Below are 21,695 nucleotides of genomic sequence, written 5' to 3' on the forward strand. Positions count from 1 at the left end.
GTTTGGCCGAGCGCCCAGCGACATCCGCTTCAAACCGGCCTGCCAGTACATCGCCGTCCAACTGATCGTGATGGCAGCGGCCAATCCGGTTTCAGCCACAGGGAGGCGATTGGCAGAGTTAAGGGCAGGTGTTGGGGGAATGTTTCTGGATCACCGCCCAAGGCCTTCGAGGCCAAGGACRGTGAAAATTTCAAAAACCCGGTTTCCGGTGGACCGTAAGGCTGCTCCGCTTAAGTGAACAGCATTACGATCTGATCGGGGCTTTTTTTATGAGGTAGGAAAACTCTTACTCGCAATCTCGGTAGTAGCTAAATCTCCTACATGTATTCCAGCACCTTCTGTATTGAGGGCCATTCCAAGCAGCCCTAAGCTCTACTGCAGGTGCCTAAGAAACGCCCAACGTAGAAAGCTAGCCAATTGCACAGACGAGCAGTCACCCTTGGTGATCTATCGTACGGCTGTGTGAGGCTTTTGCTCGTTGGAGCTTCTTATGTCCACTCTACGTTGGGGTCAGGCCCGCCAAAGTCCAAACGTAGAGGTAATGGATATGCCTGAACACAACCTTCTCGTCACTCTCCGAATCATGGAGATCGGTCATGTCTGATCTCTTTTCTGTAACAGTCTTCACCCGCCACAACCTTCCTCTCCATGCCCTCCTCCTAGAAAACCAACCATGGTTCTGCGCCCGAGATATCGGCCGCTTGATGGGTTTCCATCTAAGTGAACGCATGGTCAACAAGCTAGACAAAGACCAGCACCGCACGCTTTGGATTGAGTATTACCGGCAACCGGAAAAGCAGTTGATGCTCAGTGAGTCCGGCGTATATGCGCTGTTGGTGTATCACTACGCGCCAGGAAATCGGTTGCTGCGTGAGTGGATCACCCATCAAGTGGTGCCGGCCTTACGTGATGCGGAGCAGTCGAGTCATTCGGATCGGCCGATGCTGAGTTTATTGGATTGGCCGGAAATGTCGCTGAGCCTGCTGCACTGGCAGGATGAGCCGTGGATTCGGTTGCGGGATATGCCTTGTTTACTGCTGGGCCAGCGGCAAACGTCTTGGTGGCGGAAGGTTTCGCAGTTTTTTCTGTTTTAACAGGTTGTCGCAAAAAGGGTGCAACCTTCTGCACCCTATATTGACTTAGCCCGCCGAACATCCAATCGACTCACCACTGGTCTTCTGTAACCACTGAGATTGCAGTGGAAATCCCTCAGGCCCACCTATCAAGATGCCCTGTTCCAAATCAAATGGCAGCACCCAGAGCTTAAGTTGTGGTGCGAATTCGAACACCTGCAATGGGGCATCAAACGCAGCTTGTTTTGGGTAGATCAGCACCAACTCCCCATTACCCGATAGATATTTATGACCATAGGCAAACAACTGATAAAAATCTGATTGTTTCAATCCGTAGTTTTTATACTCTCCCGATGAACTCAGCCGCTTCCACTTTGTGTCGAGCACCCAGCTTTTCTGCTGATGGTGGATCATCAGGTCCGGCCGCAGCTGAAAGAAGTTTTCATCCCTATGTTTACACAGGTGTTTGCTGCGGGTTTGGGTGAGCAGTCGCGCATCATGTAGCAGGTCCCTATTTAGGCTCGCAGCTACATAACGCTCAAATAGCTTTTCCATAGGGAATAACAAGCTCATGCCGTGCCATTCCCCAGCGACTGCTAAAGGCATCTGTTGTTTGATGATCAGCTCGCACCATGGTTTCACCGGTGCGTAGTGTGCCATCAGTCGCTCGTTACTCCATTGCTTGAAGTCCTGCTGCACGTTACGGCTTGTAGGCACCTCTAACAACACGGTTCTTAACTCATGAGCCAGTCGCCAGTTACCAGCATCCTTTGTTGCTTTGCAGACCTGATCTAACGCGAATTTGATTAAGCGATTCTCTGGTCGGTCGGGCAAATAAATTTCATGTCGTATCTGGAAATGGTGTTGTCGACCAGGGGGTTGGCGCATTTGCTTGACCACATCTAACTGACCACGCAGGAATCGCTGTTCCTCCTCCACTCGCTGGTAGTCAAAGCGTAGGCCTCGATTGATCAAGTGATCCAAAGCCAGTAAGAATCGACCCATGACCCATTCGCTCAGTGGCGCATCGAAACTCTGAAGATCCGCCGCACCGACTTCACGGGTGGGTAAATCTAGGGAAGCTTGGATCATGCGCCTCAGCAACGCTCTGCTCTGCTTGATGCAATCCTCTCGCTCGAAATGCTTGGGAAGAATTTCAAGGCGCGTACCACAGGGGGTTTCCAATACGCCGACGTAGTTGTCGAGCTTGAGCAAACAACGATTCTCAAGCTGAACCAGCGCAGCCCCAGCGCTGCTGAAAGAAGCATTTAATTTGCACAACCAATCGAAGGCGGAAACTGATACTTGAGCGATATCCAGCGTCGGCGCAGTGATGTTATCTGTCGTCAGCCTTGCGTATTCACGGACCGTGATGACGGGTTTCACACCGTCACACCTTTCAATGCACTGATAACTGCCTCACCGAGATGACGGGTATTAAACTCACGGCCACTTGAATGGTGTGTTATCAGGCCATGCTCTGCCGCTAGGTCGCGCAATATAGGCTTAGAGGGGCGAACAACCTTCCCAGCCTGTAAAACCTCGATGGAACCGCTTTCGAGTTGTCGAATCTGGATATCGCCTTTTTCAGCTTCGATAGCGTCCCGCAGCTTTGGAGGTGTTGCTTGGTGATCTATGACCCCCCAATAAGACTCGATCCGGGCAAAAGCCTCTTCATTGATAAGCCATTGGTTATTTTGGTTGTTGAGCACCACTTGATCGCCGAACAATGAATCGGGGGTGAATGGTGGCTGTTCGATAAAGCAATTTTCAGGGGATTTTCGATGATCGTTGAGTACCCACTGAATCCGCTGCCAATCTTCAAAAAAGTACTCTTGTAGCAACGGAAGCACTTGCTCGCGAAAGATTTGCCCCAACCGTTCCAGCGTTCGATCACTCACTAACGGCATGAAATACGCATGCCCTAAGCAATGATCTCGATCAAGCAGCATCTCGATTCGCTGATTCATCACTATCAGGAGTTGGGCAACATTGAGTTCGTCCACGGCAATATCTTTCAGCAACTCCGGCTTAGGCGGCATTTCACGAAAAGTGAAACGACGACGCAATGCGATATCTAGGCTGGACAATGAACGGTCAGCAGTGTTCATAGTACCAATTAGATAGACATTGCTTGGTACGCTGAAATGCTGCTTCGAGTATGGCAGTGTAACTCTCAAAGCCTCATCGGCTCCCGCGCGTTTGGAAGGTTCGATTAACGTGATCAGCTCACCAAAAATCCGAGAGATATTGCCGCGATTTATTTCGTCAATGATCAGTACGCGGGCATCATTTCCCGGAGCTTTTACCGTTACCGCTGAGTGGTTAGACGAAACCTTCAAGAGGTGTTCAACCAAGGCGGGCAAAACATTGAGATAACCATTGACCAAGTGTGGATCAAGCTTGGTTTCCGGTACTTTTTTAAATAAGAGCCGGTTGCGTATATCTGCAATGGATAAACGACCTTCTCGCACATAGCCTGCAAGCGTACTCAGAATACTCATACCTATAGGCAATTGGTTACCTTTAGGTTTACTTAACTCCACAATATCGGCAGAAGCATGGGTTACAACGTAACCGGTTCCGAAGTTATCACCCAGTTTAAAAAGCTCGCTCGGGCCAACCTCTGTTGTAGCAACCGAAGATTCAGCACCCAGTAGTTGAGCCAGCTTACTGCGGTCCAACGATCCAGGACTCAATTCGTAAAGCGTGCGCTGGGTGAACTTTCCATTCATGAGTTGATCATGTGGCAGGGCCGGTTCATAAATTCGTAGCCACTTCACCGAGCGGCATTGGCCGTACTCGAACTCACGATCTTCGCCACTCAGGCATCGGTACTCGCCAGTCACCTCTCCAATCGCCCGGAACTTACTATTCCCTTCGGTCACTACCAGCAAATCACCAATTTTCATCTTCAGCAGAAAGCTGTAAACGGCGGTAATCCCATACGCATTTTGAGGTAGAACCTCGCCTGCCTCCGCGAAACGTTGGGCTATGTCTTCCCTACTCTTGCAACCACTGAAATCGATGCACCCGCCGTAACCAAGCAAGGCATAGCTGTTTTCTTTGCACTCATCAAAAATGTACGCATCGTCTCCGTGAATGTTGCCTAATGACATTTTCCAGACGCGACGCTGCTCAATGTCCATAGGCGCTGGCGCTTGTTGGGTGACTTTAGCGCTGGCAGTGGTACACAAGTTTTTGAACACACCATCAACAACTTCATAGCGCAATTGCCCGTCGTCTCCGCTTTCCGCACGTAGGCCTTCAACGAAGTCTTCGTAGCTGAAGCTTTGATGAAACGTGACGAACTCGACATGTCCGTCTGCGGCTAACTCATCGAAGCGCTTTTTCAGCGCAGCCCGATTTTCTTTGTTGGTCTGAAGAAACTCAGGAGCAAGGATTTCTAGCGCTACCTCGATGGTGGCGAAAGTCTTCCCGGTACCGGGGGGGCCAAACAAAATCTGGTTGAGTGCAGGCGAGGTCATCGAGTCGCTTTCCTTGGCTACATGAGCAAAAAATGGGCATCGCGTGGTGGCGGCTCGATCAAAGTCGGTAGGAGTTATAGGAACCAAAACCCGACCATGGAAACAGGCTACAGCCGCAGGAGATTAATCCTACAACGGTAACCACATTGATATCACGGGTAAAGCAGTACAGAGAGGCGAGGCTACGGAGATTAGAAGCACTCGACCGCCGATCATCAAACAGTCGTTCTGCCGAGCGAAGTCCACTTAGGGACTCGGTGGCAGACTTTGTTTATGCGACATATTCACCTATGCCATCGCGAGCAAGCTCGCTCCCACAGGGGGTCTGCGGTTGGCTCGGGAACGTCTGTGTTATCAGGACCGCTGAATTTTCTTGGCTGTCCGAGTTTCAGACAGCCATTTTTTTGAGGCGAGCAGCAGTCAATCCGCACAATTCGGTTTATCTGATGTACCCAAGTTGCAGCATTTGGGGCCGCTTCGCGGACCAACGGGGGCAAGCCCCCTCGCCACAAGGTTGGTGGCTGGCTTGGTTGCTGCGTTGGTCTTGCGAATCGCGAGCAGGCTCGCTCCTACAGGGGATCTGCGTCGGCTTGGGAAACATCAATTCAGCAAGCACCTCATAGACGGTCCTCAAATCCATCGATTAGATCATCGAGAGTCTTGTCGAAATCCGCAGACATCCGAATTGCCCCCTTCAACCGCCCAGGCTTTCGCRCCCGGGCTGTATCGAGATGGGGTAACAGATCCAGGTAAGACTTACCGTTTTTGGTAATCACAACGTTGTCACCATTCCATGCGCGCTCAGCAAGTTGAGAAAGCTGTGATTTGGCTTCGCGCATGTTTACTTTTACCCGCTCAGTCATTTGGCACCTCCATGGAGTTAGCCAAACTAGCCGAAGCCGTAGCTTTTCGATAGGCCAGCCCCCTCACCTCCCCAACCCACTAATCCGCCACGGACACACCGCCGCCCTCACCCCACTCGGCCCAACGATCTCCGGTGTCTGCCCCAACGACCTGGCGCTCAGCACACTCCCCACCCGCTCAATCAACTGATCAAACCCCAACGTCGCATCCTCCTGGTGCAATTTGCGCAGTTGTTCAACCAGGGCGTAGGTGAAGGCGCCGTAGTGGTTGGAGCCCGCCACATATTCGCTGGCCTTTTCGTTTTCCCGCGCGGCGTAGAGCATCAGGGGCATGTAGGGGCCGTGGTGGCCGTAGAGTTTGCCTTGGCGCAGCAGTTGGGCTTTTTTCTCGGGGCGCAGGCCGGCGGCGGCGCCTTGGGTGGTGCGGGTGCGGGTGAGGCCGCGGGTTTTGTTGTCTTGTTCGCTGAAGTCGCGGCGGTCGGCGTCGACGGCGTAGACGCGGCGGTCCCAGTCGCCGGCGTAGGGGTCCCAGCGCAGCATGCGGTGGCGGATGTCGCTGGGTGGGGTGATGCCGCGCACGCGGCCGTTGCCGCGGGTCATGCCGCCGGCGTAGCAGCAGTCGAATATGACGGTGAGTTTGGCGCCGTGGCCGTCCGGGTCGAATGGCAGGTGGCTGTAGAACTGGCGGAACAGTTTGTCGGTGAAGTGGGTGCTTTCGTCGTCCCAGTCGAAGTCGTGGAGTACCAGGGTTTCGTCCATGCAGTCGGCTTCGCCGCTGCTGCTGTAGACCGGCAATTGAGTGCCGTGGCCGGAGTAGAACAACACGCGCTCATCCCCGGCGCGGGCGCCTTCCACCAGCCATTCGAGGCGCTCGACGAAGTTGGCTCGGGTCGCTCGGGCGTCGTGCAGCAAACGGATGTCGCCGGCGTCGTAGCCGCTTTCCTGAAGCATGCGGCTGATCAGGTAGGTGTCGTTGATGCAGCCGTCGAGGCGTGCGCTCGGGTCGCGGTAATCGTTGATGCCGACCACCAGGGCGCGGCGTTTGCGTTGGCCACTGCGGGACAGGAACGCCGGCACTTCCAGTGCCCGTGCGGCCACCACATCGCGGGCCAGTTGCGGCCAGAGGCCGGTCTGGCTGGTGGGTGACGACAAGTAGGCCTGGGCGGCGTGATTGAGGTCGAGCAGATCATCGCGCAATGGCAAGGTGAATTCGGTTTGCAGGTCGACTCGCGCGGAATCCGGCGAAGTGATCGGCCGGGTCAGCAAGCCGTCGTTGGGGTTATGGAGGTGGAACCAGCGGCGGATGCCTCGGCCGTTTTCGCTCAGGCGCAAGACCCGCCCGCCCCACACTTCGCGCATCACCAGCGGCAGTGCGATCGGTGAGCCAAAACTGACGAATACTCGGCCATCGATGCGCTTGAGCGCCGAACCTTTTTTCGCCACCGAACGGCGCAGGGCGTCGTAGCCGATCAGGCTGCCCAGGCCTTGGGCGAAGATGATCTGCGGATTGAATGCCTCGATCTTTGTGAGCAGATGTTGAGTCAACTCCGTGCGCAAATCGGCGTCTTCGATCCATTGCACGAGGGCGCCCACCGTGGTGCGCAGCATCTGATTGACCGGCAGGCCCCAACTGCCGAAGTTCTCGTCGGCCTTGCCCCTGGCGTCGGCCCTCAGCATCGCCAGGCCTCGGGTGATCTGGGCGAAATCCGGTCCTTCCTTGAGCTGCTCATCAAAAATCAGAAAGTCGATGTCCTGGTCATCGATGGGGCGACCGTTCTGTGCCAGTTGAGTGCGGATCAATGTGCGCCATTGCTCCTGCCAGTTCGCGTCGATGCCGCCCTGCCCGCCCGTTGCCCGGCTGAACCCGACACCGGGCAGGCACAGGACACGCAGCCGTGTTGGCGCGACCTCCGCCCCTGGCTCGACCAGGGCTTTGCTGGCCGGCGCCGCAACCGGTGGCACCGTTTGCCCTTGGGCAGTGACCATCAAATCCTGCAGGCGCCGCAGTTTCGCTTCCAGACTGTCCGCACTGGGCGCGGCCGGCGTGAGTGCCRCTTGCCCCGGATCAGCCAAGGCACGGCTGCGGTTGCCGAGAAAACCGCTGACCCATTGGGCGCTGCTCTTCCAGATCTGCTCTGGATCGAGGCCGTCGAGGTAACCGGTAGCGCTGTCCACCACCTGTCGACTTTGGGTCGCCAGTTCGGACTCGATCAATGGCAACCCGGCGCGACTCGGCACCACGGTGGCCGTCAACTTTGGCGCAGCCGATACACCCGGTGCAGTGCGCCAGATGGGCGCATTGCCGAAGTGCTGCGCGGCGACCACCCGTGGGCCGAGGGCGCTGCGTGGCAATTTGAAGTGATCGCAAAGAAACGCCAGCAGGCTGGTGTGATCGTAATGCTGCGCCTGGACATCGCCTGTCCAGGGTATCAAGCCTGGCTTGAGCCACGGCGAAGCCAGGATCGCCGGTACACGAACGCCGAGCCGGGTGAAAGGATTTTTCCAGGGGACATCGACCGTTGAACCGGTCGCCACGCAAGTCGGCGGCACCACGTGGTCATGGAAGCCGCCATGCTCGTCGTACAGCAGCACGAACAGGGTTTTATTCCAGACAGCGGTGTTGGCCGACAAGGCATTGAATATCTCACCGACAAACTGATCGCCAAAGCGCAGGTCTTCAGGCGGATGATGGGACACGTTGGGCCCGAGCTTGCCGTTGAGCAGGCCATAACTCGGCTCGATCCACGACAGTTCGGGGAGTTTGTTGCCGGCAACGTCCGACTTGAAGTCGTCGATGCTCAGGTGCTGCAAACCACCCTTGACCAACGCCGCCAGCGGGACTGCGCCGTCGGAATAAATGCGCGCGTCGTGGCCATTGTTGCGCAGCAGCGAAAAAATACTCTCGCCGCCGAATTGCGCAATCAGGCTTTTGATCCCGGCCAGCACTGTGCCGGTGGAGGGCATCAGCAAGTGACCATTGCAACCGCCGAGCATGGCAAAAAAACGGTTCGGCCAGGTTGGGCCTGGCACTGAGGAAAACCAGCGATCACACACGGTGAAATTGCGTGCCAGTCCATGAATTGCCGGTAACGTATCGTCGGCCGGGGTGGCGCCGAACGGGATGTAGTTCATCGCCCGTTGGGCCATGGATTGCGACCAGGTTTTGTACACCTTCAGGTCGGTGCGGGCCTTGTCGTAGGCGTCCTGGGCAAAACCGGCGAGCGTGGGGTTGGCCGGGCTGGTCTTGAAGGAGACGCCCAGTTGTTTCTCTACGTTGACGAACTCGTGGCCAAGGTCGAAACCCTCGCTGTTGCTCGGCGGCAGCGCCGGAGGCAGAGGGGGTGGCGGCGCCCACAGGCTGTAGTTCTCCGGGAACTCCGATGCCTGAGTGATCACCGTCGAATTACCATTGGCCAGCTTCAGCGCATTGGTGCTGGGCGCGTTACGGTCGATACCGTCACACGCCGGGTTGATGCGGGTGTAATCCCCCAGCAGATGATCGAATGATCGGTTTTCCATCATCAGTACGACAACGTGCTCAATCCCGGCGGGCCAGTTGTTCGGCATGGTGCGCTCCTTGCTGTGAAGTCTCTATTTCGATCTCTCGGGTTTCACGGCAATCAAGGCTTGGATGGCTGGACAATTCGCCTGATCCGGCGCTTGACCCAGCGGCATGCGGCGATTCGATCTGCCAGACAACGCTAGTCAGGCGATGGGGGCTTGTCCAATGACGGGAGCACCTATCCTTTCACCCAATCCACCGAATACATCGCGACATAGCTATTCACAGCCGCCCCGACCGTTGGAAAAAACGCCGTCTCCCCCAAACGCGCAAACAATCCAAACCGCTTGAGCTTGTCCTTGACCGGGTCCTTCATCTCGGCAAAGCACAACTCGATGCCCGCCGCGTGCAGGGTGTCGTCCAATTCGGCGAGCATGTCGGCGGAGGTCACGTCGACGCTGGTGACTGGTTCTGCGGCGACCACCAGCCAACGCACGGGCGTGGGCGATGCCGCCACGGCGTCCAGCACTCGGTCGCTGAACAGCTCGGCATTGGCGAAGAACAAGGGCGCATCCCAGCGAAACAGGACCAGGCCGGGTATCAGACGCGCGTCGGGGTAGCGTTTGATGTCGTGGTAGCCCTTGACTCCATCGGCGCGGCCCAACACCGCGGAGTACGGGCGCCAGCCATCCCAGAGGAACTCAATGATCGCAATCACGATGGCCAGGCCGATGCCCTCGATCGCGCCGAACACGGCCACGCCGACCGTACAGACAATCGATAGCCAGCATTCCCAACGCTGGATGCGATAGATCCGGCGCAGGTCGGTGATTTCGATCAAGCCAATGGCCGAGGCGATCACCACCGCCGCCAGTGCGCTGGACGGTAAATGCTGCAACAGGTCCGGCGCCACCAGCAGCAACAGGGCAACCGCCAGTGCGCCGACGACGCCGGTCAGTTGGGTTTTGGCACCGGCAGCCTCGGCCACGGGCGTACGTGACGAACTGCTGCTGATCGGGAAGCCTTGGAAAAAACCGGCAGCCAAGTTGGCGATGCCCAGGCCCACCATTTCCTGGTTCGGGTTGACGTAAGTACGGGTCCGCGCCGCATAGACACGGGAGAGCACGCTGGTGTCGGCGAACGAGACGAGTGCGACGGCGCAACCACCGATCAACACCGGGACCATATCGGCGGTGGTGATCCAGGGGATGGCGAATCCGGGCAAGCCTTGCGGGAGCGAACCGAGGACCTTCACGCCGGAGCGTGTCGCAAGGTCGAGTACTCCCACCGCGACCGTCGCGCCAACCACCGCGATCAGGATGCCCGGCAACCGCGGCCATCGTTTGAGCAGCAGGATCACCGCCAGGGTAAGCCCGCCCACTATGAAGGTGGTCCAGTTGACCTTTCCCTCCATCACCGCTGAGGTAATAGCCCACAGGTCTCTCAACGGACCGTTGGACTCAATCGAAAAACCGAACAGTTTGGGCAACTGGCTGATCAATACGGTCAGTGCGATGCCGTTCATGTAGCCGTAGCGGATCGGTTTGGACAGCAGCTCGGTGATAAAACCCAAGCGTGCCATACCGGCCAGGATACACACCGCTCCCGAGACGATCGCCATCATCCCCGCCAGGGCGACGGCACGCAGCGGATCGCCGCCGGAGAGTGGAAGGATGACGGCAAGGATGACGGCCACCAGGGAGGAATCCGGCCCCATCACCAGAATTCGGCTGGGGCCGAACAAGGCATAAAACAGCAGCGGAACAATGGTCGCGTAGAGGCCATAAATGCCCGGCACGCCCGAAGCCACCGCATAGGCGATACCGACGGGCACCAGCATCGTGGTCAGCACCAGGCCGGCCACGATGTCGTAACGCAGCCATGCCCATTGGTATTCGCGCAGCATGCCCAGTCCCGGTAGCCAGCGGCGCCAACCGGTCTGCTCGTCCCGGCGGGCTATCCGACCCGGCTCCGAAACGGGCGGCGAAGCATCTGAATGGCTCATTAACCGCCCTCGTTGATGTAATGCTGTTCATTTAAAAATTCTGTAGGAGCGAGCTTGCTCGCGATGGACTCAAGAGCGCTGCGTTTAACCTGTAAACACGCGTAATCGTTAACGACCATCGCGAGCAAGCTCGCTCCTACAGTCAGCATTCCCTCTTTGATGGACTCTGCAGACTCGGCGATATCGAAGTGATCTCAGTGTAGCTATTGCTTCGAATGCGCCATCACTGGAAGCTGGTCACCTAAAGGACCTGGAACCCGACATGAAATTCGACCTCGCCTACTGCCTCAGCCTCAACGACAAGTTGTCGATCTACGACGTTCGGGACCTGAATTTCGACGAGACGATGGATTTCGATTCCGCCAGGGAACACTTCCAGTGCCCCAACGATGCCTGTCGCCTGGCGTTCGATACGGCCAATGAGCTAGGCACGTTCAACGCCAAGAGCGTGAATTACGTGCGCACGCCGCACTTCAAGAACTTGCCAAGTACGCGGCATGTCGAGGGTTGCCCTTATGTCAGCTTGAAGACGCCGGCGTCGGGGGCGGATGAGGCGGAAACGGATGACAGTCGCGAGGAACATTTCCCGTCGGAATTGTTACTGACTCGGCGGGAGTATGTGCGTAAGCCGTCCAGTCCGGTGGTGATTGCCGATGTGGTTCGGGATAAGCCATTGGCGCCTAAGGCTGCTAGTAACCTCGAGCAACCGAGCAGGGAATCGGCCCCAGACAAGACCAGCGTCTTTGCCCATCCGGTGGAGTGTTTCGTTTCAAACTTCGACGACAAGGATTTGCTCAAGCGCRTGCCGCTGAAGATTGGCGAGCACACCGCGCCTTACGGGTCGTTTTTCAAGAAGATCGAATACCTGCAGGACAACAAGGGACTGATTTACTGGGGCAAGGTCAAGGAGATCAAGGACTACACCCAGAGTTTTCGCATCGACTTCGAGAAGAAGGTCTGGTTCGAGAAAAAGCCTTACTCGGTCAATGTCTACCTGAGCAAAAAACTCATCGACAGCTACCGCAAACGCAAGGCGTTCCTGGAGGAGATCAAGCACGCCATCGAGAGTGGGCGGGAGCTGTATTGCTTCTTTTACGGGGTGACGCCCGAGCTGAAGCAGGTGCCGAGCAAGAAAAACCCCGAGCAGACGTTCGGGGTGTTCAGCGCCAACATTGAAAACCTGGATCACTTTATTGTGCGGGAAGCGCCGGGGTTGGCGGGCAAATAAGCGCAGTGCCGTTCGTCTGGCTGAAAAGACAAATCAAAAAATGCGTTTGATCCGGGCTCAAAACAACTGTACAAAAACACAGTATATTTTGACCAACACTCTCGAGCCCGGAGAACACCATGGCCTCTCAAGCGATGAAAATCACCCTGGAACGTATCGCCCTCTTCCAATTCACCCCGGCCCACTGCGCCCAGGCCCGAGCGATGCTGGGTTGGAGTGTGCAAGAGCTGTCGCGGGAATCCCGGGTTTCGGTGGAGGCCATTCAACGCTTCGAGGCACGACAGGAGGTGCTGGATGTCACGCGCCTGGCGTTGGCCTATCGGTTCGAATCGGAGGGGTTGGTGTTCTTCCCGGGGTTTGCGCCGGGTCGAGGGATGAATGTGAAAGGGTCTACGCCGAATCCGGTTGGTCGGGCGGATTTTGCGATGGTGGAGTGAGGGTCAACAGATGAACGAAATCGACGATGGCGATAACTGCGTATATCAGGCACTGGGCATTCCCGATGCTGGTGATATGCGGACCAAATCTGAATGCGTTATGAAGATTGGCATTCTGCTGGAAAGCGGTCAGCTGAGTAAGACTGGCGCCGCGCAGAAGCTCGGAATGTCTATCGAAGAACTAAACGAAATACTTCGAGGGAAGTTTCGCGACCTGAGCGTGGCAAAGATCTCGGGGTTCCTTGAGCAGTTAAAGAACTAGCGTGGCTAACTGATTTAGTTGAGCTCCCAAGCCGGTCCGCAGACCGGCCGGGATCACAACTCTACGCGTTCTGCACCACCACCCGCTCACTCTCCCCTTCCACCGTCAGCCACCACGCACCACCGCGCTGCGGATGCATCAAGTTGAACGCCTCGCCCATCTGCGGCGTGGTGATCGATACGTTGCGCTCCCAGGCCAGGGCCAGGATGCGGTCGAAGGGTTCGTACCAGGCGTGCATCGACAGGTCGAAGGTGCCGTTGTGGATCGGCAGTAGCCAGCGGCCCTTGAGGTCGAGGTGGGCTTGCAGGGTTTGTTCGGGTTGCATGTGCACGTGCGGCCAGTCGACGTTGTAGGCACCGGTTTCCATCAGGGTCAGGTCGAATGGGCCGTACTGTTCGCCGATGCGTTTGAAGCCGTCGAAGTAGCCGCTGTCGCCGCTGAAGAAGATGCGTGTGTCGCCGTCGATCATCACCCACGAGGCCCAGAGGGTGCTGTTGCTGTCGAACAGGCCACGGCCGGAAAAGTGCTGCGACGGGGTGGCGATGAACTGGATGCCTTCGACTTCCGTGCCTTGCCACCAATCCAGTTGGCGGACTTTGCTGGCGTCGATACCCCACTTGATCAGGGTGTCGCCTACGCCCAGCGGGGTAAGGAAGTATTTGGTCTTGTCCGCGAGCTTCAGCACGGCCTGGTAATCCAGGTGGTCGTAGTGGTCATGGGACAGGATCACCGCTTCGATCGGTGGCAATTCTTCCAGGCTGATCGGTGGCTGGTGGAAACGTTTGGGGCCGGCCCATTGCACGGGCGAGGCACGCTCGGCGAAGACCGGGTCGGTGATCCAGAATTTGTCGCGCAGCTTGAGCAGCACCGTAGAGTGGCCCAGGCGATAGACGCTGTGGTTGGGCGCGGCGATCAATGCGGCTCGAGTCAGGGCTTGCACCGGGACGGGCGTACTCGGGCGGGTGTTTTGCGGTTTGTGGAACAGCACGTTCCACAGGATGCCCATGGTTTTGCCAAAACTTAAACGTTGCACCGGCGTGAAGTTTTGATACTGCCCTTGAGCCTGTCGGGACGCTTCAGGTGTGGAGGCGTTGTCCGCCGGGGAGGTTGAATTGGCCATGACTGAATGACTCCAGAAAAACCGCGCATGACGCGATTCTCCGCTTTGGGACGATAAATGGCCAAGGCACGCACGCATCAGCCGGACTTTCTATTTTTACTGGGCAGGATTAACAAAACATTACACTGCACAGTGTAGTTTCTAGGTTGCATCAAAGTCGATGACAAGTAAACTGCTGAGTGTAATTCCCCCCTTCTTCCTGCCGAAGCGTACTTATGACAGCTCCACAGCGCCTCACCGACCGAAAACGCCAAGCGATCATTCAAGCCGCGATCAACGAATTCCGTGACAACGGTTTCGAGATCACCAGCATGGACAAGATTGCTGCCACTGCCGGCGTGTCGAAGCGCACGGTGTACAACCACTTTCCCAGCAAGGAAGAGTTGTTCGCCGAGATCCTCAATCAGTTATGGATCCGGGTGACGGCAGAACAGAAAACGTCCTACCGTCCCGACCTGCCGCTGCGCGATCAACTGCGCAGGTTGCTGATGGCCAAGCTGCAAATGATGGGCGATGACAATTTTCTCGACCTGGCGCGGGTGGCGATAGCGGCGACGATTCATTCCCCGGAGCGGGCGCAGGATATGGTGGCGCGAATGGGCGAACGCGAAGAAGGGCTGACAGTGTGGATTCGAGCCGCTCAAGCGGATGGCCGATTGAAGCCCGTGGCTCCCGAATTCGCCGCTCAACAGATCCATGGCCTGCTCAAGTCCTTTGCATTCTGGCCACAGATTTCCATGGGGCAACCCGGCTTGTCAGCCAAGGAGCAAAACACGGTGGCGGATTCCGCGCTGGACATGTTTCTGGCCTGCTATCAGGTGCAATAAATGACAAGGTCGACGGCAGTGTCGATGGATTGATGGCTCTGATTTGAATGGCGCGATGTGTTTCAGAATGAAACTGGCACTGAGGCTATAGTGAGCCTCAGTCCCAGCACCAGACAGAGAGCATCATGACCAGCACGAGCCACGAAACCGCCGCCCACGTCGATCACCTGCGTTTCCATCGCCCTCATGCCCACCTCGCGCCGACCTTTGGCAATGACAAGTTTGCCCTGCGCGCCGAAGCCTTTGCGCGGTTCTTCGGCACACCGACTTTTCTCGGCGCACAAACGCTGATCGTGGTGATCTGGGTGTGCCTCAACCTGTCCGGTTTCACCCATTTCGATTTGTACCCGTTCATCCTGCTCAACCTGGCTTTCAGCCTGCAATCGGCCTATGCCGCGCCATTGATTCTGTTGGCCCAGACTCGCCAGGCTGCGAGGGACAAAGCCCAATCCGAGGCCGATGCGCAGCACCGCGAAGCGCTGGCGACCGCCAACAGTGAGCGACAGGCGCAAGCCGCGAAAAACACTGCGCAACTGCTGGAGTTGCTTGAGCAGAACACCCGTCTCACGGAGATGACCAAGAGCCTTACCGAGCGCATCGAAAACCTGACCACGGAAATGCATCAGCACCTGGTGCGCAAGGATGAGCCAAGAACCTGAACGGTTTCACGGCAGTTTCAGCGCCCGTCCCAACTCATCGAACAAGGTGACCACCGAGCGCAAGGCGCGACAGTCGGGACGGGTCAGCAGCCACAGCGCGGTGTCGTATCCGTGCAACGGCTCGCCCAGTGGCTTTAATCCGTCGCCGATCAAAAAGTCCGGTAACGCCGCGACCCCCAGCCCCGCCCTGACCAGCTCGGTCACCGACAGCATGCTGTTGCAGCGATAACCCGGCGTTACGCCAGGCCAGGCTTGGCGACGCCAGGAAACGGTCGGGTGATCAGGCAGGAATTCATCCGGGGCGATCCAGGTCAATGAGGCCAGGTCAGTGGTGTTGACCGATTGCAGGTATCGCTCGCTGGCGCACACGCGGTAGGCAATATCCGCCAGTCGCCGTCCCACCAGATGCTCCGGCGGCGTGCGGGTCAGGCGCAGGGCGATATCGGCATCCCGACGGCTGAGGTTGGCAAAATCATTGGACGTGCTGAGTTCGAGGGTCAGCGCCGGATAGTTCGGCATGAACTGCGCCAGCGCCGGCAACAGCAAACCTTGCAGGACCGAATCGGTACAGGTCAGGCGCACGATGCCGCTGATCACTTCACCGCCCTGCTCGACACCGATGCGCGCAGCCTCCAGCGCCTGCTCGGCGCGCTCGGCCTGTTCAGCCAGGGACTGCGCCAGGGTGGTGGGCAGGTAACCGGCGCGGCTTTTTTCGAACAGTTGCTGGCCCAGTGCTGCCTCCAGCCGGCGCACCGCTCGAAACACCGTCGAGACATCCACTTTCAGCAGTTGCGCAGCCCGGGCCAGAGAACCGCCGCGTACCAGTGCGAGGATCAGGGCCAGGTCCGGATAGTCCAGTCGATAGTGCGCCACTGCATTGATCACTTGGGAGAACGCCAATATTGAGTGCGTGAACGCCAATCTATAGTGGGCATCAGGAATCAACAAGTGCAGAGGCCACTCATGGAAAACCGCCCGATTCGCATCGCCCTGATCGGCGACTGCGACCCACACGTCACCGCCCACCAGGCCATTCCCGTCGCCCTCGAAAAGGCCGCTGAACACAGCGGTCTGAATGTGCAATGGCAATGGCTGCCCACCGATGAAATCCACGCCGAGTCACCGCTGCACACCTTCGATGGCTTCTGGTGTGTACCGGCCAGCCCTTACCGCAGTACGGACGGCGCATTGACAGCGATCCGTTTTGCCCGCGAACGACGGCGACCTTTCCTCGGCACCTGCGGTGGTTTTCAACACGCGGTGCTGGAATACGCGCGCAATGTGCTGGGCTGGTCGGATGCCGAACACGGCGAGACTTCACCCGATGCAACGCGGGCGCTGCTGACGCCACTGTCGTGCGCGCTGGTGGAGGCAGTCGATACGATTCATTTGCTTGAGGGTTCGTTGATCGCCGATGCGTACGAAAGCACCGAAACTCGTGAAGGCTATCGCTGTCGTTATGGGGTGAATCCGCAGTTCGAAAGGGAGCTGCTCAAGCGCGAACTGCACGCCGTCGGCCACGATTCGGAACAAGGACTGCGCGTGGTCGAACTCAGCGGTCATCCGTTCTTTGTCGCGACCTTGTTCCAGCCCGAGCGAGCGGCGCTCAAGGGCGTCTTGCCGCCGTTGGTTGGCGCCTTTGTCGAAGCCTGTGCGGGGCGGTCGTCATGATCGCCGATACGCCAGCCGCGCCTTATTACGCGGTGATCTTCACCTCGGTGCGCACCGAAGGTGACCAGGGTTACGCAGAAGCAGCCGCACGGATGCTGGAACTGGCCTGTGAACAGCCGGGGTTTCTCGGGGTGGAATCGGCGCGGGGCGAGGATGGGCTTGGGATTACGGTGTCGTACTGGGCCAGTGAGGCGGCGATTCTGGCGTGGAAGCATCATCCGGAGCACAGTGCGATTCGCGAGCGTGGGCGCTCGACCTGGTATTCGCGGTGTCATACGCGGGTGTGCCGGGTTGAGCGGGCTTATGGGTTCAATCAGTAACTGATTTAGAGTTCTTCTGGCCGCCATCGCGAGCAAGCTCGCTCCCACAGGGTGTGTGGGTGTACGCAAGTCATGTACCCGACACAACACACTGTGGGAGCGAGCTTGCTCGCGATGGGGCCAGTCAATTCACCGCAAAAACTCAGCCCTGAACCAAACTGCGAACCGCCGAAATCTCCGGCACTTCCCGCCGGTTCATGTACACCCGCAACGGCTCGGTGATGTTGATCCGGTCATCGATGTTCTGGTCCAGCAACAACTGAATCAATTCGCGCTTGAGCGTCACGGTCTGCCCGGGACCAGTGGCCCAGACGAATTCGCTGGTCGGGATGATGCCGTCGTCCGCCACGTCCATGCCGAACGAGTCTTCGCTGAAGCGCACGATGTAGTGCCCGGTCTTGCGGTTGAGGCCGACGAAGCCTTTGAGTTGGTCGGCAGCCTGGCAGATGAGCTGGGAAGTGATGCGCATGGTAAACCCCGCAATGGTGATCGTTGGTTTGCACGCAGGGCCTGCGTTTCCCTCTGCCGGGGAAATTGCAGGGCCCCAGCGTACTGCAAACGGGTGCACAAAAGCGCTGACGAAAATCAGCTTTAGACAGGTTTGTGTCGGTCTCGYGATAGCGCCTGCAAAGATCAGTTGTTAAAAGGGACCGCTCACTCATTGCGAAAGGATCTCGACCATGCCCACAACCGTTACTAAAAGCGCCCTGTTACTGAGCCTGTTGCTCGGCCTCGGCCATGCACAGGCCGCCAGCGAACCCGGCCCTGCGGCACTGGCGACCCGCTTGGGCATTCCGCATCCAGCGGTGATCGCCCACCGTGGCGCGTCGTTCGATGCGCCGGAATCCACCGCCGCCGCCTACAAGACTGCCCGCGACCTGGGCACCGACTATCTGGAAATGGACCTGCAGCGCAGCAAGGATGGCGTGCTGTTTGCCCTGCACGACAACAATCTGCAACGCACCACCGACGTCGCCAGCAAATTCCCCGAGCGCAAGGACAGCCCGGCCAATGCGTTCACCATGGCCGAGCTGAAAACCCTGGATGCGGGCAGTTGGTTCAATGCCGCGTACCCGGATCGCGCACGTCCCGCCTTCGCGGGCCTGAAGATTCTGACCCTCGATGAAATCATCGACATCGCCGAGGGCAACGCCCTGCACAAGCCCGGCCTGTACATCGAGACCAAGGAGCCGAAGCAGTTTCCCGGCATCGAACACGACCTCAAGGAAAAACTTCAGGACCGTGGCTGGCTGAGCCCGACCGGTTCGAAACTGGCGAAAAGCGAACTGGGAGTCGGCCAGGGCAAAGGCAAGGTGGTCCTGCAGACCTTCGAGAAGAGCAGCCTCGAACTGCTGCAAAAGGAGATGCCAACGGTGCCGAAAATCCTGCTGTTGTGGGTCGGTGAAGGCAGTATCGAGCCCAGGTCCAAGGTGACATTTGCCGAGTCCGGCGAAAAGGACAAGGCCGCGTACTACGCCGCACAGGAACCGAAGGACAAAGCCGAATTCCAGCGTTGGGTCGACTACGCCAAGGCCCAGGGCGCCATCGGCACCGGCCCGTCCGCCGCACTGACCCAGGGCGGCGACCAGAGTTACTCCGATCTGGTGCAACCGTGGATGAACCGGTACACCCACGACCAGGGCCTGCTGGTGCACGTCTACACCATCGACGATACGGTGGACTACCAGAAAGTCATGGAAGCCGGTGTCGACGGCATCTTCACCAATCGCGCCAGTGAGTTGTTGAAGTTCTATAAACGCCCGGCGGCGGCGAGTGTGGCGCAGGTGCTACAGAACAACGGCTACTGATGCCGAATTGCACAAAACCTGTGGGAGCGAGCTTGCTCGCGATAGGGCCATCAGCTTCAACATCCACGTTGACTGACCCTCCGCTTTCGCGGGCAAGCCACGCTCCCACAGGGATTGATGCAGGACATGTCGGGGGTTTTAAGGGTGGATTAATTTACACAAGGTAACCTGATCTCACTTGAACGGATCACCCAAGGAAAGAAGCCCATGAAGACCCTGACTGCTTTGTTGACCGCTGCAACCCTGACCTTCGCCGCGGGCCTGGCCCAGGCCGATGTGCGAGTCGATGAGATCCCGCAACTGGTCAAGGACGGCAAGATCAAGTCGCTGGAAGATCTGAACAGGATCGCGCTGGATCTGCACCCGGGTGCAACGATCACCAAAACCGAACTGGACAACTACTTCAACGGTTACGAGTACGAAGTCGAACTGCGTGATGCCAAAAACGTCGAGTGGGATGTGGACATCGATGCCTCCAACGGCAAGGTCCTGAAGAACAAACAGGACACCTGATCCCGAAGCGCACAAAAGCCGCACGATTGAGAAGTCGTGCGGCTTTTGTGCATTCTGGACTCAAGCGCTCAAACGCGCCGTCACCTCGTTCAACTGCCCCGACAAACCATGCAGGTTGCTGCTGGCCGCTTCAGTGCGCTGCACGTTGTCCAGGTTGGTACTGGCGATGCTGGTGATCTCGGTGAGGTTGCGCGAGATGTCTTCGGCCACCGAGGTCTGCTCTTCGGCGGCAGTGGCGATCTGGCGGTTCATGTCACGGATGGCTTCCACGGCCAGGGTAATGCGTTCGAGCATGGCGCCGGCCTCGGTCACTTGCTGCACGCTCTGCTCGCTGCGCGACTGACCGCTTTCAATCGCCTGGGCTGCTTCGATTGCACCGGTCTGCACGGTCTGGATGATCTGGTTGATCTCGATGATCGACGCCGCCGTGCGCTGGGCCAGGCTTCGCACTTCATCGGCCACCACCGCGAATCCGCGTCCGGCTTCACCGGCGCGGGCCGCTTCGATGGCCGCGTTGAGTGCCAGCAGGTTAGTCTGTTCGGCGATGCCGCGAATCACTTCCAGCACTTTGCCGATGCGCCCACTGTCAGTTTCCAGTTGGCGGATGACCGTGGCGGTGTTGGCGATTTCGCCGCGCATTTGGGTGATGGTGTGGATGGTGCCCTGCATGACTTTTTCGCCCTGCTGGGCGGACTGGTCGGCATCATCGGCGGCCCGTGCCGCTTCGGCGGCATGACGGGCCACTTCCTGTGCGGTAGCGGACATTTCGTTCATCGCCGTGGCCACCTGATCGGTGCGGTTGAACTGCTCGTTGGTACCGCCGGCCATCACGGTGGCGATCGAGTTCAACTCACCGCTGGCGCTGTCCAGGTCAGACGCGCTGCGCTGCAAACGGCTGAAGGTTTCGGCAAGGAAATCGCGCAGGGTGTTGGCGGCCATCGCCAGTTTGCCCAACTCGTCCTGGCGAGTGCTGGCCACGCGCTCGCCAAAACGACCCTGGCTGAGTTGCGCCACGTACTCGATCAGGTTGCGGATCGGCTCGACCAGGTTGCGGTTGACCAGCCACAGGCTCAGCAGGCCGATCAGCAGCCCCGAAACCAGCATCACCATGATCCCCAGCATCACCGTGCGATCGGCGGCGGCGCTAATCAGCGTCGATTGTTCGGCGCCCTGCTTGCGCAACTCGCTGACCAGTTCACTCATCTGATCGCTGGCCGCGCGGTCCACGCCCTTGACCGCCGCGTCGCCTGCCGTCGGGTCACCACCGGCGGCCACGAACGCGTCCCGGCCCTTCTGATAGGCCGCGCCCAACTGGCGATGTTCGTCACGCAAGCGCTCGATGCGGCTCTTGAGTTGCGGCTCGATGCCCTTCTGCGCGGCCAGCTCGCCAAGGATGTTTTGCACATCGCGCTGACGGTCTTCGAATTGCCCCCAGTTCCTGCTCAGGTCCGCCGGTTGCTTGCCGCGCAACAGGACGTTTTTCCACTCCTGCACCTGCACCTTGAATTGCAGGTTGGCTTCATCGATCAACTGCGAGGTATRCAGCGGGCCTTCGATCAGATTGGCGTAGCTATGCACGCCGCTGGACAGGAAGTGAAAGCACGCCAGCGCGATCAACAGAGTCGCCAGCAGGCTGCCGCTCAGCAGGGCGAGAATTTGTGCTCTCAGGGACTTTTGCAAAAGCATCGGATGGTACTCATGACGGGAATGAGGCACGCCCCGGTAAGGCGTGAAAAGTGTCCGGACTTCCCTGTCTGCGATCACGGCCGATGGCCGGGGGCGCGCAATCCAACCCAAGCGTGATCGGCAAGCCAGAGCGGTTCTTGAGAAAATTCCGACCGCCGGTAGTGCAATCGTTTGCGTTATTTTCCCGTCACAAAACCGTCATCCCCGCTTGCGATGATGCCGTTCAAGTGAAC

At 58.1% G+C, this 21,695-nt stretch carries 19 protein-coding genes and 1 pseudogene; 11 read left to right on the forward strand and 9 right to left on the reverse strand.

Annotated elements, in window-relative coordinates; all coding sequences use genetic code 11:
* Together AC1DVH_RS14730 and AC1DVH_RS14735 are read left to right on the forward strand one after the other, a co-directional pair.
* Positions 1 to 238 (forward strand): annotated as a pseudogene (locus AC1DVH_RS14730) (IS4 family transposase); the annotation flags it as partial.
* Between the two features lie 358 nt (positions 239 to 596).
* The gene (locus AC1DVH_RS14735) at positions 597 to 1,094 is read left to right on the forward strand and encodes a BRO-N domain-containing protein (RefSeq protein WP_477754426.1); all 498 of its coding nucleotides are present in this window, start codon (positions 597 to 599) and stop codon (positions 1,092 to 1,094) included.
* 45 nt (positions 1,095 to 1,139) lie between these two features.
* Here the strand turns inward: AC1DVH_RS14735 and AC1DVH_RS14740 are convergent, their stop codons facing one another.
* The 5 genes from AC1DVH_RS14740 to AC1DVH_RS14760 form a co-directional block, all read right to left on the reverse strand.
* Positions 1,140 to 2,459, reverse strand: coding sequence for an McrC family protein (locus AC1DVH_RS14740; protein ID WP_477754427.1), 1,320 nt, complete (start codon positions 2,457 to 2,459; stop codon positions 1,140 to 1,142).
* Positions 2,456 to 4,561 (reverse strand): AAA family ATPase, encoded by a 2,106-nt coding sequence (locus AC1DVH_RS14745; protein WP_477754428.1) that lies wholly within the window; start codon positions 4,559 to 4,561, stop codon positions 2,456 to 2,458. The genes AC1DVH_RS14740 and AC1DVH_RS14745 overlap by 4 nt, the downstream gene beginning before the upstream one ends.
* A gap of 617 nt (positions 4,562 to 5,178) precedes the next feature.
* Positions 5,179 to 5,424: a type II toxin-antitoxin system Phd/YefM family antitoxin gene (locus tag AC1DVH_RS14750; RefSeq protein WP_477754429.1), complete on the reverse strand. Its 246-nt coding sequence runs from the start codon at positions 5,422 to 5,424 to the stop codon at positions 5,179 to 5,181.
* Between the two features lie 63 nt (positions 5,425 to 5,487).
* Positions 5,488 to 8,991 carry an alkaline phosphatase family protein gene (locus tag AC1DVH_RS14755; RefSeq protein WP_477754430.1) on the reverse strand — a complete coding sequence of 1,168 codons (3,504 nt, stop codon included), beginning with the start codon at positions 8,989 to 8,991 and terminating at the stop codon, positions 5,488 to 5,490.
* A 173-nt stretch (positions 8,992 to 9,164) separates the two neighbouring features.
* A complete protein-coding gene (locus tag AC1DVH_RS14760; RefSeq protein WP_477754431.1) occupies positions 9,165 to 10,931 on the reverse strand; it encodes a SulP family inorganic anion transporter in 1,767 nt (588 codons plus the stop codon).
* A 262-nt stretch (positions 10,932 to 11,193) separates the two neighbouring features.
* On the opposite strand from AC1DVH_RS14760, the gene AC1DVH_RS14765 reads away from it, so the two are divergent.
* The 3 genes from AC1DVH_RS14765 (at position 11,194) to AC1DVH_RS14775 (ending at position 12,858) form a co-directional block, all read left to right on the forward strand.
* Positions 11,194 to 12,159 (forward strand): hypothetical protein, encoded by a 966-nt coding sequence (locus tag AC1DVH_RS14765; protein ID WP_477754432.1) that lies wholly within the window; start codon positions 11,194 to 11,196, stop codon positions 12,157 to 12,159.
* A gap of 119 nt (positions 12,160 to 12,278) precedes the next feature.
* A complete protein-coding gene (locus AC1DVH_RS14770) occupies positions 12,279 to 12,596 on the forward strand; it encodes a helix-turn-helix domain-containing protein (protein ID WP_477754433.1) in 318 nt (105 codons plus the stop codon).
* Positions 12,597 to 12,606: 10 nt separating this feature from the next.
* Positions 12,607 to 12,858, forward strand: coding sequence for an XRE family transcriptional regulator (locus AC1DVH_RS14775; RefSeq protein ID WP_477754434.1), 252 nt, complete (start codon positions 12,607 to 12,609; stop codon positions 12,856 to 12,858).
* A gap of 61 nt (positions 12,859 to 12,919) precedes the next feature.
* On the opposite strand, the gene AC1DVH_RS14780 is transcribed toward AC1DVH_RS14775, so the two are convergent.
* Positions 12,920 to 13,978 (reverse strand): MBL fold metallo-hydrolase, encoded by a 1,059-nt coding sequence (locus AC1DVH_RS14780; protein WP_477754435.1) that lies wholly within the window; start codon positions 13,976 to 13,978, stop codon positions 12,920 to 12,922.
* A gap of 215 nt (positions 13,979 to 14,193) precedes the next feature.
* On the opposite strand from AC1DVH_RS14780, the gene AC1DVH_RS14785 reads away from it, so the two are divergent.
* Both AC1DVH_RS14785 and AC1DVH_RS14790 read left to right on the forward strand, forming a co-directional pair.
* Positions 14,194 to 14,805: a TetR/AcrR family transcriptional regulator gene (locus AC1DVH_RS14785; protein WP_477754436.1), complete on the forward strand. Its 612-nt coding sequence runs from the start codon at positions 14,194 to 14,196 to the stop codon at positions 14,803 to 14,805.
* A 125-nt stretch (positions 14,806 to 14,930) separates the two neighbouring features.
* Positions 14,931 to 15,464: a DUF1003 domain-containing protein gene (locus tag AC1DVH_RS14790; RefSeq protein WP_477754437.1), complete on the forward strand. Its 534-nt coding sequence runs from the start codon at positions 14,931 to 14,933 to the stop codon at positions 15,462 to 15,464.
* A 6-nt stretch (positions 15,465 to 15,470) separates the two neighbouring features.
* Here the strand turns inward: AC1DVH_RS14790 and AC1DVH_RS14795 are convergent, their stop codons facing one another.
* Positions 15,471 to 16,412 (reverse strand): LysR family transcriptional regulator, encoded by a 942-nt coding sequence (locus tag AC1DVH_RS14795; protein WP_477754438.1) that lies wholly within the window; start codon positions 16,410 to 16,412, stop codon positions 15,471 to 15,473.
* A gap of 15 nt (positions 16,413 to 16,427) precedes the next feature.
* On the opposite strand from AC1DVH_RS14795, the gene AC1DVH_RS14800 reads away from it, so the two are divergent.
* The gene (locus AC1DVH_RS14800) at positions 16,428 to 17,135 is read left to right on the forward strand and encodes a CTP synthase C-terminal region-related (seleno)protein (protein ID WP_477754443.1); all 708 of its coding nucleotides are present in this window, start codon (positions 16,428 to 16,430) and stop codon (positions 17,133 to 17,135) included.
* Positions 17,132 to 17,455, forward strand: coding sequence for an antibiotic biosynthesis monooxygenase family protein (locus AC1DVH_RS14805; RefSeq protein WP_477754439.1), 324 nt, complete (start codon positions 17,132 to 17,134; stop codon positions 17,453 to 17,455). Before AC1DVH_RS14800 ends, AC1DVH_RS14805 begins: the two co-directional genes overlap by 4 nt.
* Before the next feature lie 142 nt (positions 17,456 to 17,597).
* Here the strand turns inward: AC1DVH_RS14805 and AC1DVH_RS14810 are convergent, their stop codons facing one another.
* Entirely contained in the window at positions 17,598 to 17,924 is a 327-nt protein-coding gene (locus tag AC1DVH_RS14810; RefSeq protein ID WP_477754440.1) for a DUF2025 family protein, read from the reverse strand.
* A 211-nt stretch (positions 17,925 to 18,135) separates the two neighbouring features.
* Here AC1DVH_RS14810 and AC1DVH_RS14815 point away from each other — a divergent pair, with 211 nt between their 5' ends.
* Both AC1DVH_RS14815 and AC1DVH_RS14820 read left to right on the forward strand, forming a co-directional pair.
* Positions 18,136 to 19,263, forward strand: coding sequence for a glycerophosphodiester phosphodiesterase (locus AC1DVH_RS14815; protein ID WP_477754441.1), 1,128 nt, complete (start codon positions 18,136 to 18,138; stop codon positions 19,261 to 19,263).
* A 207-nt stretch (positions 19,264 to 19,470) separates the two neighbouring features.
* Positions 19,471 to 19,776, forward strand: coding sequence for a PepSY domain-containing protein (locus tag AC1DVH_RS14820; RefSeq protein ID WP_108215173.1), 306 nt, complete (start codon positions 19,471 to 19,473; stop codon positions 19,774 to 19,776).
* Positions 19,777 to 19,836: 60 nt separating this feature from the next.
* On the opposite strand, the gene AC1DVH_RS14825 is transcribed toward AC1DVH_RS14820, so the two are convergent.
* Positions 19,837 to 21,462 (reverse strand): methyl-accepting chemotaxis protein, encoded by a 1,626-nt coding sequence (locus tag AC1DVH_RS14825; RefSeq protein ID WP_477754442.1) that lies wholly within the window; start codon positions 21,460 to 21,462, stop codon positions 19,837 to 19,839.
* Positions 21,463 to 21,695: the final 233 nt, after the last annotated feature.

Source organism: Pseudomonas sp. P4_C3 (assembly GCF_056402075.1).